The organism is Mucilaginibacter sp. P5_A6 (genome assembly GCF_056400585.1).
Genome location: NZ_JBFUKZ010000018.1, coordinates 97195 through 113175 on the forward strand (window position 1 = coordinate 97195; position 15981 = coordinate 113175).

General features: G+C 42.4%; 9 protein-coding genes. 3 read left to right on the top strand and 6 right to left on the bottom strand.

Annotated elements, in window-relative coordinates:
- Positions 1-6 precede the first annotated feature (6 nt).
- The 6 genes from AC1DO4_RS18465 to AC1DO4_RS18490 form a co-directional block, all read right to left on the bottom strand.
- The gene (locus tag AC1DO4_RS18465; protein WP_477418469.1) at positions 7-1845 is read right to left on the bottom strand and encodes a 3-keto-alpha-glucoside-1,2-lyase-like domain-containing protein; all 1839 of its coding nucleotides are present in this window, start codon (positions 1843-1845) and stop codon (positions 7-9) included.
- A gap of 255 nt (positions 1846-2100) precedes the next feature.
- Entirely contained in the window at positions 2101-3630 is a 1530-nt protein-coding gene (locus AC1DO4_RS18470) for a glycoside hydrolase family 32 protein (protein WP_477418471.1), read from the bottom strand.
- A 140-nt stretch (positions 3631-3770) separates the two neighbouring features.
- On the bottom strand, positions 3771-5477 hold the full coding sequence (locus tag AC1DO4_RS18475) for a RagB/SusD family nutrient uptake outer membrane protein (RefSeq protein ID WP_477418473.1): 1707 nt from the start codon (positions 5475-5477) through the stop codon (positions 3771-3773).
- Positions 5478-5487: 10 nt separating this feature from the next.
- Positions 5488-8628 (bottom strand): SusC/RagA family TonB-linked outer membrane protein, encoded by a 3141-nt coding sequence (locus AC1DO4_RS18480; RefSeq protein WP_477418475.1) that lies wholly within the window; start codon positions 8626-8628, stop codon positions 5488-5490.
- A 29-nt stretch (positions 8629-8657) separates the two neighbouring features.
- On the bottom strand, positions 8658-9569 hold the full coding sequence (locus AC1DO4_RS18485) for a carbohydrate kinase family protein (RefSeq protein ID WP_477418477.1): 912 nt from the start codon (positions 9567-9569) through the stop codon (positions 8658-8660).
- A gap of 10 nt (positions 9570-9579) precedes the next feature.
- Positions 9580-10905 carry a sugar porter family MFS transporter gene (locus AC1DO4_RS18490; RefSeq protein WP_477418479.1) on the bottom strand — a complete coding sequence of 442 codons (1326 nt, stop codon included), beginning with the start codon at positions 10903-10905 and terminating at the stop codon, positions 9580-9582.
- A gap of 346 nt (positions 10906-11251) precedes the next feature.
- On the opposite strand from AC1DO4_RS18490, the gene AC1DO4_RS18495 reads away from it, so the two are divergent.
- The 3 genes from AC1DO4_RS18495 to AC1DO4_RS18505 all read left to right on the top strand — a co-directional run bounded on the left by AC1DO4_RS18495 (position 11252) and on the right by AC1DO4_RS18505 (position 15979).
- Entirely contained in the window at positions 11252-14017 is a 2766-nt protein-coding gene (locus tag AC1DO4_RS18495; protein ID WP_477418481.1) for a substrate-binding domain-containing protein, read from the top strand.
- Positions 14018-14672: 655 nt separating this feature from the next.
- Positions 14673-15200: a hypothetical protein gene (locus tag AC1DO4_RS18500; RefSeq protein WP_477418483.1), complete on the top strand. Its 528-nt coding sequence runs from the start codon at positions 14673-14675 to the stop codon at positions 15198-15200.
- A gap of 218 nt (positions 15201-15418) precedes the next feature.
- Positions 15419-15979, top strand: coding sequence for a carboxymuconolactone decarboxylase family protein (locus tag AC1DO4_RS18505; RefSeq protein WP_477418485.1), 561 nt, complete (start codon positions 15419-15421; stop codon positions 15977-15979).
- The last annotated feature ends 2 nt before the right edge of the window (positions 15980-15981 follow it).

A 15981-nucleotide genomic window follows, 5' to 3' on the forward strand; every position in this document is an offset into this window, starting at 1 on the left:
GGCTACTTAAAAGATAATAGAATAGGTTAATTTTTGCTTAATCGGGATGATAAGTTCCTGCTTGCCTCCCGCGCTTCGAAGTATCGGTTTGGCATCCCCGGCATCATCAATACGGATATAGTAAGATTTATCGTCAACTATATATAGTCCGTTACCAAGCTCTTCAATATTATCGCCTGTAGCAAGGTGAGCAAATAAACCGTCAACAGGTTTTTGCAAAACTATGTCGCGACGAATGCCTTGCCCACCGGCAATAACCCTGCTGGCATCATTCACCACAGAGCCGTAAATAACGTACATGAAAGTTGGCTGATCATCCGCATTTAAAATGTATCCTTTAGGCCGATAACCTGTTCCTGCTGTATCGGGTGCCCACGGTGCCTGTGTGTTAGCCAGTTTTTCAATTACCGGCACCGGTTTGCCAAGGTATTGAAAAGATCCGGCAGGGCGCGATGAGCCGTCGCCGCGGTCATGCCACATGGGGGTGGCATCCAAAAATCCGCCGCGCCATATTTCAACTATCATTCCCTTATCCAGGTCGTAGGTATAGTGCACCTGCTCGGTACTGCCCACATTTACGCCATGTGTAACCCGTATGCCGCCCGGCAGATCAGAAAAACTGCGCAAAATTGTATTTGATGTAGCGTTGATCAATATCGGATCAATGGGATCATTTGAACTAACATTGGCATCGCTCAATAAATACTCGCGGATGCCCGGACCAGCTACAGTAAGCCCTAAAGCCGGCTTAGCCCAGTCAACATTTTTTGAATAAAAGAGCTCGAAATTATGGTTACCGGGTTGCAATTGAATTTTGCCGGCGCCCTTGCTTTCAGCCGTTGGTACAGCATCAGCGCCATTAATGCGTAAAGAACCCTTGCCGCCCGGTACACTTAACTTAAATGCATATTCGCCCGCTTCGGTAATCTTAATGGTACCTGTATAGCGGATCAAAAAGTCGTTGGTTAACCTACCCTGGTTTGATGACAAAATTGTCGAGCCACCTTCGGCTTCGGGCTTTAATTTTTTGTAATCAGCATCGGTAAGCAAACCGCCTTTGTATACCTGGTATCTTAAGTTTGACAATACCGGGTGATGTTTATCAAACCCGGTTATGCTAATGTTCCTGAAAGCTACCGCGCCATGATCGCCCTGGATGCGTAAAGGGCCGGCAATAGTTTCTTTATTATCTATAGCGCCACGGGTTGGCCCGGCAAGCTCTACATTATCCTGTATTAAAACACCATTTAACCAAACATAAAGTATTTTGGCATTTGATGTCTTTTGCCCGTTTGCATCAAACTGCGGCGCCTGGAACGAGATCTTCATATGTTGCCACAAGCCAGGTGCCCTGCTTGCATTTTGCCTTGGAGCGTGGCCATCGTATCCTTGTTGTCCATCGGGTTTATTATCGTCCCAGCGTTCATAAATGCCGCCATTATCGCCCGATTTAGGGTTAACTACCCCCCAGCTATCCAGCAACTGAATTTCATAACGCCCCTGGAGATAGATCCCGGAGTTTGATCCTTTGGCCATCAGGTAATCAAGCTCGAGATCCATATCGCCATAATTAGTTTTGGTGAACAAATCTTTTGCTCCGTTTTTACCAGGCAGGTTTACCAGGATGCCTGCGCCATCCTTAACAGACAATACTTCGTCTTGTAAAAGATCGGCCTGCACATTGGTTGCAAGTTTCCAGTTTGATGAGGGATCCTGAAAAAAAGACAGGTCATTAAGCGGTACTTTGCTTTGTGCCGTAAGCTTTTGAAAACTCAGCACGCAAACAAGTAACACCAAAAACCTTTTACCGCTAACGTTTACAGGAGGGTACTTAATAGAATACATTTGATTTAAATTATAATATGGGTTTATGTGGCTTAAAGTACAAAGGCTTTAAAGGAGGGCAATTTAGTAATTTACGCAATCGATTACGAAATTTATTTTAACAATTTTAAATGCAAAATTAATGTGGCTATTAACCAAAAAAAGGCGCTCCCATTTTGCGGAAGCGCCTTAAGAAAAACATAAGAGGGTTTCAATCCCTATGATTAGATTATGGAGAAACGCGCTGTTTAATGCGCTTCAAAAGTTAAATCCGGTTTACTTATTCCAGGTAGATTTTAACCCGGTAATACTAAGGCCCTTAACTTTCAATTCGGTGGTATTTATAGCAAGGTTAGTGAAGTCCCCGTCAGGGAAATAAACAGCCGTCATGGTAGTTAATCCCCCATCAGCAAAAAGTTCAACAGATGCTTTATCAACCACAATGGTGATATCTGAATTTTTAGCGGCTGTAAACCTCGGCGCTGTAAACCGGCCGGCAAAATCCTTTTGAAAATCAATCTTTCCTGATTTTGTACGATCGATAAAGTACTGATCTTTTGCTTCATCATAACCAATCAGCAGCTCTTGTTCTTTTTTGTTTGATAGCTTTATGGTATAACCTTTTAATTGCGCAAGGCTCATCTTTAATACATACTGGCTTTTAAAGCCTATGGTCTTTGATGACAAGTCAAGCGTTTTATTAACCTGTACATTTTTTAAAGCCACCGTTGTTGTATTGATCTTAGCCAGTTCGGGCACGGGTGCCGATGCTATCACGATACCCTGGTTACTTTGCTTTAAATGCAGGTCGCGCGGGATTGTCATGGCATTGCGCCATTTTTCGGTTGGTACCTGGTTAGCATATTCCCAGTTGCTCATCCAGCCTAAAAATATTTTACGGCTGCCGGTATTACTCCATGTTATCCCTGCATATTCATCCGGGCCATAATCCAGCCAACGGGTTTTGGTGTCTATTGGTGTAAACTTGCTACCGTTATAACTGCCTATAAAATACTGCGTGGCCGATCCTCCGTTTGGCCCTCCCGGATTAATATTTACTATCAATACCCAATATGTTTTACCATTCAATTTTAAAGGGAACAGGTCGGGGCATTCCCATACCCCGCCGTGCGCTCCCTCTCTTAAACCAAACTCACTCTCCTTTTTCCACTTCTTTAGGTCGGTTGCCGAATAAAAAGTAATGTGATCTTTAGTAGCCAAAGTCATCACCCATTTTTTTTCTTTGGCATACCACATCACTTTAGGGTCTCTAAAATCCTTGATACCTGGATTTTTCAATACCGGGTTGCCGCTGTATTTTGTCCAGGTGTTCCCTTCATCCAGGCTGTATGCAATACTTTGGTTCTGAAAAACGTCTGTTCCTGCTTTTTCTCCCTTCGGATCGTGGTGGGTAAAGATGGCTACCATCGGAATCTTGCCCTTTTTACCAAAGCCCGAAGTGTTGTTAGAATCAACCACGGCGCTGCCAGAGAATATATAGCCCAAACTGTCCGGATATAAAGCTATCGGCAGTTCTTTCCAGTGCACCAGGTCTTTACTTACCGCGTGCCCCCAATGCATTGGGCCCCAAATAATATCCTTAGGGTAATACTGAAAAAACAGGTGATAGGTGTGGTTAAAGTACACCATGCCGTTGGGATCATTTACCCAATGTGCTTTTGGCGAAAAATGTAACTGCGGGCGGTATGCCTCCGTGTAAGGTTTTTTTGAAATATCCTGAGCTTTACAAACACAAGCTACGGTAATAAAGGCAATCAGCATTAATATGCCATATTTAGTTTTCATAATTTAAGCTTTTAATAGGTTATATTATTGGGCAGGTGTATTCAAAAACCTTAAAAGAAATATTTCATAAATTTAGTTTTAAAAAAACAGGATCCCGGCCTAATTTATAAGGCCAGGTACCCGTTATTTTATTAACAATCTTAATATCCCGGGTTTTGTTTATATAAACCGTTGGTAAATGTAATTTCGGATTGTGGTATAGGCAGGTACTCATCCCGACCTGCTGTAAATTTAGCGGTAGCTAAAAATGTTCTCCTGCCTTTTTCAATATTGATATAGTCGTTTAAGGTTTTTTCGGCAATGCCCCATCGCACTAAATCAAAGAAACGCGCGCCTTCTGTAGCAAACTCAAGGCGTCTTTCCCATTGCAGCGCTTTGCGGGCATAATCCTGCGTCCAGTTGGCAATGCTATAGGGTTTAACGTTATAATTGGACGGAAAGCTACCATCCAGTTTTTTAAGCCTTCCTGTACTTGCAGCGGCGCGGTTGCGTATCTGGTTAATGAGTGGCAAAGCGCTTGCCTGCTGCCCCAGTTCAATATAGGCTTCGGCCTGCATTAATAAAACATCATCATACCTGATGATATCATAATTTTTTGCCGACCCCATAAACGGACCAAGCTTAAAGTATGATGAGCTTGTAGCCAGTTGCTGGTTGCGCATGGTATGGAAATTTCCATAAACACCAGGATCACGTACCCAGCTGTTGCTGAATAGCTTTGTGTTATCATATTTGTATGGGTGGCCATCTATCCCAACAGTATGATCTAACCTTGGATCAACGGTTACTTTTGTTAAATCGGCTATGCTGTTGTTAAATGAATCAAAGTTGGGCAAGCCATTTACATCAGTAGTATGGGCGTTCACCAGATTCTGACTTGCAGCATGAAAGCCGCAGCAACCGTATTGTGGTGCGCCATGCGGATAATTTAAACCATCCTCAAAATTCATACGGCCGGCAGTAGTTCCGTCATTAATGGTAAACTGTATCGCGAATACCGATTCAGGTCCGTTTTCAGTTTCTGGTAAAAAATCGTCAGCAATATCACTGCTCAATGAGTATTTACCCGATGCTATAACAGCTTGTGTAAGATCAACCACCTCCTGCAACCTTGTTTTATTGATATTGGTTACATGATGCTTATCATCCTGCTCATAAGCCTGGTATAACCTCAGTTTTGCTAAATAAGCCTGGGCGTTTAGTTTATTGGCCCTTGCCAGCTGGGGCTGAGTCACCGGCAGATTATCAATAGCGTATTGAAAATCGGCGGCAATTTTATTCCATGCATCCTCATTTGGTAACGTGTTTGAAACTTTCAGGATATCATCCGAAGAGGCGTTTTCGTCAAAAATGGGAATGTTTTTATAAAGCAGCTTCATGGTAAAATAGCTGTGCGCACGCAAAAACCTCAATTCGGCCAAACGTGTCTTTTTGTTAGGATAATCAGCATCCGAAAGCGAAGTAACGGCTCTTAACGCCACATTTGCCCTTGAAATAGATTTAAACAAATTTTTCCAGGTGCGCGAAACAAAGGCATCCATGGATGGGGTTACCAGGTTGTAATGCTCCAAAGCATCAACTTCACCAACATCGCCGGTACCACCGCCGCCTTTGTAGGCATCATCTGAGCGAACGCTGCCGTACGCCCAGTCGCTGTATATAGGGCCTATCATATCGCCGTTGCCAATAGCGGCATAGGCCGCGGTTACCAATCCCTCTACAGCCGTAGGCGAAGTAAGGTCTGAGGTGGATAATGCTCCTTTTGGAGTATAGTCCAGTGCTTTTTTACAGGAACTAAGAATGATTAGCCCCGATAAAATTGTTGTTATAAATATTTTCGTTTTCATATCGAATATTTTAAAATGATGCATTAATACCAAAACTGAAGACCTTAGGGATCGGAACCTGGTCAAGGCTCAATCTTTCCGGATCCGGACTTAAATACTGTTTACTCTTAAATGTAAACACGTTCTCAGCCATAGCAAATAGCCGTAGCCTGGAAAAAACCGCTTTCGGTACAATGCTATACCCGATCTGAATATTTCTCACTTTGAAATAAGATGTATTTACAATGAAATAATCGGAAGTTCTGCCTTCGTTGTTGTTGTCTTTAAGCGTTAGGGCTGGTACATTCGTGTTGGTATGTTGCGGTGTCCAACCGTTAAATACCCCTGGGCCCACATTTTCCCGGCTATGCATCAGGTTATTATAAAAGGTATAAATATCAAACCCTTTTCTCCCTGCAACACCCGATCCAAATATGGATAAATCAAACTTTTTATAAGTCAGATCAATTCTTGCACCGTACTCTAAAGCGGGCAATGTAGTCCCTATCCAGGTTCGATCATCGGCATCAATTTTATTGTCATGATTGATATCCACATAACGAACTCTTCCTGGCCCGGCACCTATTTGAGCCGGCGCTGCATCCACTTCAGCCTGGGATTGGAAAAGGCCTGCGGTTTTGTAGCCAAAAATGTCAAATTGAGAATGACCAATGATCGTGTTACCTATATTACCAGCATAAGCAGGTCGAACATTTTCAGGCAAAACGGTGATCTTATCCCTGAAGTGCGAAAAGTTTAGGGTTACATTGTAATTAAAATCGCCCGATTGCTGCCCATGATAAGTCACTAAAAACTCCCAGCCTTTATTGGTTTTTGAAGCACCGTTAACTGTTTTGCTTTGACCTTCGCCCAAGGCCGATGCAACCGGGGGAGTAATCAATATATCAGATGTTTTTCGTGAGAAATAATCAAATGAACCAGATATTTTATCATTAAACAGGGCAAAATCTAACCCGCCATTAATTTCATCTGTAGTTTCCCATTTAAGTGCAGGGTTTGCCGCTTGTGTTTGAACAAATCCAGAAGGTAAAGCTCCGGTATTAGCTCCTGACAAGGAATATGCGGTGCCAACATTCATATATTGTTCCCAAAAGCCAGGCGTCAGTTCGTTCTGGGAAGTGCCATATCGCGAGTAGTAAAGCAAGTAGCGCGACAGATCGCCGATTTCCTGGTTACCAACACGGCCCACACCAAGTCTTGCTTTTAATTCAGAGAAAATGCCGTTATTCTTCATAAAACCTTCCTTATCAATTCTCCATCCCAAAGAAGCTGACGGGAAAATACCATATTGATTATTCGCACCAAACCTGGAAGAGCCATCCCGGCGAATAGTAGCGGATGCTAAATATTTGCCGTCGTAATTATAATCCAGGCGGCCGAATTCAGAAAGCAACTTGTTTCCCAGCGAAGTGCCGGTAACGATTGTTTTTCCTATTCCTGCGTCCAATGTGAAATAATCCTCGGTCTGAACGGTGTAACCTTCTTTTTTGGTAGTTTGAAAATCAGTAAATGTTTTAACGTATTCTGTACCAACTAAAAATTTGAAGTGATTTTTTGCATTCAAATCGAGGTTATACCTGATTGTATTTGACAGCGTAGTGCTTAAGTAATGATTTTGATCAAAAAATAAACTGTTTGTAGTGTTGCTTAAAGCACCTTCAGTAAAAGTTGGTGTAATTACCTTGCTTAAATAGTTGGCATTATCAGCACCATAATTAGATTTAATAAATAAATTCTTAATTGGCTGAATTTCCAGGAAAACGTTTCCAAATGTGCTTAAACGATTGGCGTTATTCCATTTCGCCAGGTCCTGCATGTGCAGGGGGTTGTTCCTGTCAGAGTATCCCGCGCCCGATTCACCGGCGTAAGTAACACCATCTTTTTGGTATACAGGAATAGTAGGTGCCAGTGTCGCGGCCAAAGACGGGGTCGAAGCACCGCCAATGTCCTTAGTTGTAAGCGTTTCATTGGAATTGGTAATTTTTAAATTAACACCAAAACTTACTTTGCTGTCAAAGGCACGGGTTACAGCATTGACGCTACCCGTAGTGCGCCCGTATTTGGTAAACCTTACCAGGCCGGTATTTTTTATGTTTCCGAAATTAATTTGCAGCGACGAATTTTTGTTACCTACCGAAGCGGTGAAATCATTGTTGTAAACAAATGCGGTTTTGTATAATACGCTTTGCCAATCGGTATCGCCTACGGGGGTATTGGTATCGCCACCTACAAATGGTTTGGCGGTAACACTATTTAAAACCGGGTTGCTATAGTTATTGTTCCAGTCAAAATTATAAATTTCTCCATAGCCTTCGGTAGGGTTTTGCCCGTCATTTACCGAGGCCTGCCATAAGGCCTTGCCCCTGTCGGCGGCGTTCAGCATTTTAAACCGCAGTGATTTTTCGGATTGGATAGAGGTACTGTTATTAAACTGGAACTGAACTTTTCCATCGGTATTGCCACCGTTTTTGGTAGTAACAATGATAACGCCGTTTGAAGCCCTTGCGCCGTAAATCGACTCGGCCGATGCGTCTTTCAATACCTGTACCGATGCGATGTTTGAAGGTGATAAATTTTGAAACACCTCGGGCCTGGTGGTGGGTATACCATCAATAACATATAAAGGGTTGTTATTGCCCAACGTATTTGCACCCCTGATCAGGATCCTGCTGGTTGAGCCATTAGCCGATCCATCTTTTTCGATGTACAAACCGGCAACCCTGCCCTGCAAAGCCTGCATGGTATTGCCCGAGCTGTTGTTTTTTACGGGTGCCAAATCAACAACTGCAACAGCGCCCGTAAGGTCTTTCTTTCTTTCGGATGTATAACCGGTTACCACTACCTCATTAAGGGTGTTTGCGGCATCTTTAAATACAACATTAAGCACTTTGGTATCGGCTGCAATCGTTATAACTACCGGCTTAACGCCAACATATGAAAACCTTATAGATTGCCCGGTTGCTGCAGAGATACTGAACTTTCCGCTGGCATCTGATAATGTTGATTTTTGGGTTTCAACAACCACTATGGTAACACCATCCATTGGTTTTGATGTGTTATCCAATACAGTCCCGGTAATGATACGGGATTGCGCATGTCCCTTGCTTATGAGCAGTATAAGAAAGGAACAAATAAGTAATAATTTTCTCATTGATTTTTATTTAAGTTTATTGGTTGGGGTTAAAACATTTTGTTTATAAAGTCCTGGTATTCTTTTATTTTATAATCCGGGCAACCTCCTTTCTTTGTCGCAATAAATGCTCCCATCGCTATTGCATTTTTCAATAAGGTTTGCGGCTGTTCGCCATGATAATGGTTGGCTATAAAGGCGGCTAAAAACGAATCGCCGCTGCCAATGGTATCTATAACTTTTACCTCTCGGCCGGCTACATGGTAAGCGTTATCGCCCTTATAATATGATGCGCCAAACTCGCCCTTGGTAACAATGATCTCGGGGATGTTAAAATGATCCTGGATAAACTTGATCTGTTCCGATTCTTTCCAGAATGATCCACGGAATAAGCCCTGTACCATTTCCAGTTCGGCCTGGTTAAATTTTACAATGTCGGCCTTATGAAGCAAGTCATCCAACAAATCGCGGCTAATGAACGGCGGCCTCAGGTTAATATCAAACACTTTAATGGCTTCACTTTCCAACAGCTCAAACAAGGTATTGCGCGATACGCTGTTCCTTGATGCAAGGCTGCCATACACCAGGTAGGTTGATGGCTTCAGTTGACTAAGGATGTGCTCACTATCGTTAATAAAATCCCAGGCCACCGGGAAAACTATCTCATACGATACTTCATTGCCATTATTCATTTTGGCAATTACCTGGCTGGTGGGGTGTTCGGTATCCGTTTGCAGCAAATGTTTAGGTATTCCCCAGCCGTCAAGCAGGCTTTCCAGCTTTTGGCCGTCAATGTCATTACCTATTTTGCTTACCAGGCTGGCCGGTACACCTAATTTATTCAGATGGTACGATACGTTTAGCAAAGCGCCGCCGGGTTGCGGGCCATCGGGCAGCACATCCCAAAGGATTTCGCCATAGCAAATGGCCGGGGTTAATATTTCTGTTTGCAGGTTCATCATGATTTAATTATTAATGCATTACCATGTTAGTTTCAATCTGTTCCAGTGAGCGTCCTTTAGTTTCGGGCATAAACTTCCATACGAAAACGAGCTGGCAGATCATCATCGTCCCAAAGAATGAAAATGTAACTGCACCACCCAACGACTCGGCCAGGTAAGGAAAGCAAAAGGCAATTATCGCGGCCATAACCCAATGTGTTGAACTCCCCAATGTTTGCCCTTTTGCACGCACCTGGTTTGGGAAAATTTCGGAGATAAACACCCAGATAACCGCCCCCTGCGAAAAGGCGAAGAAGGCAATGAACACCATCATATAAATGGGTATGGCAAAACCGTTAAAATGTCCGGTGTAAAAGGTAAACGCTACCAGGAATAACGATGCTATAAGGCCGAAAGAACCTACAAGCATTAATGTACGGCGACCTACTTTATCAATAATATTGATGCCTAACAGGGTGAATATAAAGTTGATTAACCCGATGCCAACTGTAGATAGCAGTGAAGAATGAGCGCCAAGCCCGGCCATTTCAAATATGCGGGGCGCGTAATATATAATGGCGTTGATGCCCGATACCTGGTTAAAAAAGGCGAAAAGCACGGCCAATATCACCGGAGTTTTATACTGGCCAGAAAAAAGACTGGTGTTTGAAGAACCCGCATTTAAATTGGAGTTTTTAATAGATGCCAGTTCCTGATCGCAATTAAGCGGATTTATGATCCTTAGGATCTCAAGCGCCCTGCCGGTTTCCCCTTTTTTAAGAATAAGCCAACGCGGGCTTTCGGGTATAAAATAGATGAGCGCCAGGAAAAGTAACGACGGGAATGCCTGTACACCTAACATCCAGCGCCATGAGGCTTCGCCGCCCTGGCTGATAAGGTAGTTTGACAGGTACGAGACGAGGATACCCAATACTACGTTGAACTGGAATAAACCCACCAGCCTTCCCCGACGGTCGGCAGGCGATACTTCTGATATATAAATGGGAGCGGTAACGGATGATATACCTACACCCAGGCCACCCAATAACCTGAAAATTAAAAATACGTGCCAGTTGTCGGCAAGCGCTGTACCTATTGATGATAATAAATAAGCAGCGGCTACAAAGTATAAAGTATTCTTCCGTCCAAACATATCTGATGGCCTTGCTCCTAAAAGGGAACCTATCACGGTACCTATAAGCGCGATAGAAATAGTAAGCCCATGCTCCACTACAGACAGATGCCAGAATTGCTGGATAGATTTTTCGGCGCCCGATATTACTGCGGTATCAAACCCGAAAAGGAAGCCACCAAGGGCTACGACCATGGACCAAGCCAGGACGGAATGTTTTCTCATAATAATTATAAAAGGTGTTAATTGGATTTACGATTGCAAAGTAGGGCCATTTGCAAAGCAGCAGTTATTGATTTTATACCAAAACAGTACAAAAATTTAAACAGGTTTAAATACTTGATTTTCAGGTAAATAAAATAAAGTATCATTTTTATTTCAGCAACATGTTTGTTTTTGTTACCTGCTTATTTCAGTTTTGATACATCCGCTGCACTCCCTGCAGGCTTCCCTGTTTGTTTTGTAGAAACATTTTTCGATACATTTGTGTAGAAGCATCCAAAAAGGGATAGCATCGGCCAATACAACCGTACTTAAACGTTAAATTATTATACGAAACTGATTGAAGTTAATGGCTTTGAATTATAACCTGCGCAGCATATTCCTGTTACCCGTATTTATATTAACGGTATTTGCCGGCTGTAAAAAAGCCGACAAAACATCACAATATACAATAGGCTTTTCGCAATGCGTAGGCTCTGATTTGTGGCGGCGCAATATGCTGGATGAAATGAAAATGGAACTTTCATTACACCCGGATGCCCGATTTATTTATGCCGATGCTGATAACAGCAGTAAAAAACAAATTGAACAGGTAAAGAAAATGCTGGATGAAGGCATCGACCTGCTGATCATTTCTCCCAACGAAGCACAGCCGCTTAAAGGCATAGTTGAACAAATCTATAATAAAGGTATCCCTGTTATAGTTATCGACCGCAAAACATCCTCAGACCTGTATACAGCTTATGTAGGTGCCGATAATTACCAGGTTGGTAAAATGGCCGGCGAGTACATAGGAGCTAACCTTAAAGGTGAAGGCAACATTGTAGAGGTGATGGGACTTCCGGGTTCGTCCCCGGCAATTGAAAGGCATAGGGGGTTTAGTGATGCACTATCAAAGTTTAATAACATTCACATTAAAGCACAGGTATACGGCGACTGGCTGAAAGATCATGCCCAAAAGCAGCTAAACCTGGTACAAGCGGATTTAAAAACAGCCGATGCCCTGTTTGCCCATAACGATGTAATGGCCGTAGGATCGAGGGATGTGCTAAATAGCCTGCACTTAGATCATCATGTTAAAGTTTTGGGGGTTGACGCAATGCCCGGGAACGGAGGTGGTCTGCAAATGGTGGCATCCAAAATTATTGATGCCAGTTTGGTATACCCAACCGGTGGTAAAGAAGCTATCACAACAGCTTTCCGCATCCTGAACAAAGAATCATTTGCTAAGGAGAACATTTTGCAGTCGCTGGTTATTGATTCGACCAATGTACAACTCATGAAGCTGCAATGGAACAAAATCAACAGCCAGCAAAAAGATATTGAGCGGCAGCAATCCTTACTGGAAGAGCAGCGCCAGATTTATAACAGTCAACAGTTAGTTTTAAATATCACCGTGATAACACTGGTGCTGGCTGTTGTATTCGGGGGGCTTGCTTTTTACTGGCTGATGGAAAACCGTAAGATTAACAGAAGCCTCGAAGCCAAAAACAACGAGATCCTGTCGCAGCGTAACCAGTTGATCGAAATGTCGGCACGCGCAGAAGCTGCAACCGAAGCCAAGCTTAATTTCTTCACCAATATTTCGCATGAGTTCCGTACGCCATTAACGCTCATTCTCTCCCCTGTTGAAGACATGATGAAGAACGAAAAGCTGAACATCGTTGCCGGTAAAAACTTAAAACTGATTTATAAAAACGTATTCAGATTGATGCGACTGGTTAACCAGCTAATAGATTACCGTAAAATTGAATATGATAAGCAGCAGATTAATGCATCACCCAGCAACCTGGTGGAGTTTGTTAAAGATATACTGGATAGCTTTCAACATAATGCCCAAAAACGTAACATCAGCCTAAATTTAATATCGGCAGAAAAAAATATAACCACCTGGTTTGATGCGAATATGCTGGATAAGGTTTTCTTTAATTTATTATCAAATTCGCTTAAATTCACTAAAGATAATGGCAGGATCCAGGTAATGCTTACTCAAAATTCCGAAAATGTGGAAATAGCCATACAGGATAATGGCATAGGTATGGAGCCCGAAGAAATGGAACATGTTTTCGACCAGTTTTACCAGGCTGATAACGGTAACTACCGCGGCTCCGGCCTGGGATTATCTTTATCCAGGGAAATCGTTTCCCTTCATCATGGCAGCATTAAGTTAAGTAGTAAAAAATGGCAGGGCACAACTTTTACGATAACCCTTCCCCTCGGTAACCTGTACAACTATACCACCGATAACAATAGCCCTGCAATAAATGCAGTGGCCATTGAAGAGCGCGCCCGCATCTATACCACCGACCTGGAGCAAGGCGAAATAAAAACCGATTCAGATGCACTTACTCATCCCAAGGAACAATCCATCCTCATTATAGAAGACAATGCCGACCTGCTAAACTACCTCACCGATAAACTGGCGGCTGATTATGAAATTTTCACCGCTAATAACGGCACACAAGGATTGTCCGAAGCATTTGAAAAAGTTCCTGATTTGATCATATCAGATGTGGTATTGCCGGGCATGTCGGGCAAGGTGATAACCGAAAACCTAAAAACCGATATCCGTACATCGCATATACCTGTTATACTGCTAACCGCGCAGGCCGGGGTTGAACAACAAATAGACGGCATCCGCAGTATGGCAGATTGCTATATGGTAAAGCCTTTTAACTACGACCAATTACTGGCAACCGTAAAAAACCTCATCAAAAACAGGGTAATACTAAAAGAGCATTTCACCAGCGATGTTAGTCATGGCAAAATGCCGGTATCAAAAACCATCGACAAAAAATTCCTGAATGATTTTGCAGGCATTGTTGAGCAAAACCTGGCCAACGAAAGCTTTAACGTTGATGATATTTGCAAAACCATAGGCATATCGCGCGTGCAGCTTTACCGTAAAGTAAAGGCCCTGCTTGGCTGTAGTATTACCGACTATATTTTAAACCGCAGGCTAAAGAAAGCTAAATACCTGCTGGTTCATGAGGCGTACTCTATATCCGAGATCACCTATATGGTTGGTTTTGCCAGTCCTAATTACTTTGCAACTGTATTTAAGGCAAAATATGATTGTACACCAAGCGAGTTTAAGCGCAGACAGCACTCGTAAGGATTATATTATTGTTCCATAGTAAAGTATTGCTTAGAGGCCGTTTAAAAATAAAAAAAAACTCGTCATTACTGTTTTTTTCAATTTTCTAAGTGGCATTAAACTATGGGCTTTTGATTTATAACTTTTGTGGTTCTTAAATTGACGCTAAAATTTGCCGGATTTGTGAGAAAGGCGGATGATAAGTTTCCAATTAATCCGGCTCTATATATCCCGATATAAATTGATTTTTCTTCAAAAAAGTGTATTTATAGTGAAGACAGGAACACTATATAGAAATTAACCAACAAAGAAAAAAGAAGTAAATCACTTTGCGTCTTAGCACCTTTGCGCGCGATAAATTCAGATATCGAACTACAGTCCGCTAGCTCAATTTTAATCATAAGTTAATATTTGGATTTATAATGTTGATTATCAGTCGCATAAGCGTTCCGGTCTTTGTTGATTTTTAAAAAGCTTAAGTTGTTGATAATCAGCCACAATGCGTTCCAAAGCGTTCGGGGTGTTCCACTGCACTCAAATGGAACACTTAATAAATCAAATTTAAACAGCTTCTGAGTAAATTGTTAAATTTAATTTTGAAAGCTTACATATAAATCACATCTTTAAATAACCCTTTGAAGTTAAAACCGGCTTGAAAAAGTTTATTGCCTTAATGTTACTAAACATTCACCTGCTAAATATTGGCGGGCAACTGGCATTACACCAATATCGGGTATATAAAACAGCTAAATTTTTTACCGAACAAACCCGCAAGGGCCTTTATAATGTTAAGGACCTTACCGAAATAGCTATACCCATTAACTTACCCAACATCCACGATTGGAAAGATTTTGAAAACATAGCCGGGCAGATCAGCTTTGGTAACACCAACTATAACTACGTAAAAATGAAAATAACCCGGAATGCCATCCACCTGATGTGTATTCCCAATTATGAAACCACGCAGCCGCTTGAAAAAAACATACTGAATGCAAAAGGTGTTAAAGATATCCCGGTACCTCAAAAAGATCATGTTCCGTATGGTAAAATAATTGTACAGGAAAATATCAGTTTCTCTTTTGTACAGTTTGAGTTTTATTGCCCGATAAAAAATTTGCAGAAAAACGTTGTACAACCCGTACAGCCTTTAGTTCATTACCACCAGGATATCCCCGAGCAACCGCCTAAGGCTTCCTGCTAATACCCCTACCCTGTTTAATTCATTTTCCGGATTTGCTTTACAGCACTGTTGATTTTTTTATCAGGATTTGCCCGCGCGTTTAATAACCCTCTCTCTTTTACATTGAGGTTAGGACATAAAACACGTTAGTAATATCCCTATAAAAAGGCTTATTGTGCTTAAGCCGTCTTCCGGCCCATTTTCAAATCTTCAAATTACCAAATTTTCAAATTAACATCATGCCCTACATACCTCTTGAATCTCATTTACCGGGAATTACCGGCCTGCTTGAGTATAGCAAAGAAACTGCTGAACCCATCCGCGATCTGACACAGATTTTACTACGTGGCCCTTCAACCTTATCAGAAGGCGACCGTGAACTGATTGCAACCGTTGTATCCCATGGTAACCATTGTAAATTTTGCACCACAGCCCATACCGCCGCAGCCGACCTCTATGCGGGCGAAAGCGAAACTGCCCAAAAAGTAAAGGAAAACATCGAGACAGCCCCCGTTACCGAAAAAATGAAGGCGCTGCTTACCATTGCCAGGCTAACCGGCCAAAGCGGTAAAAATGTAACCACGCAGCATGTGGAAAGGGCTAAAGCTGCCGGAGCAACGGATATCGAAATCCATGATACTGTGCTGATAGCGGCCTTGTTTTGCCTGTATAACCGCTATGTTGATGGGCTGGCTACTGCCCTGCCTGTTGATGCCGGATACTACAATGTATTGGCCGATCGCCTGGTTAACCACGGCTATACCCGCCTGCCGCAAGGCTATGATCATCTTAAAAAATAACC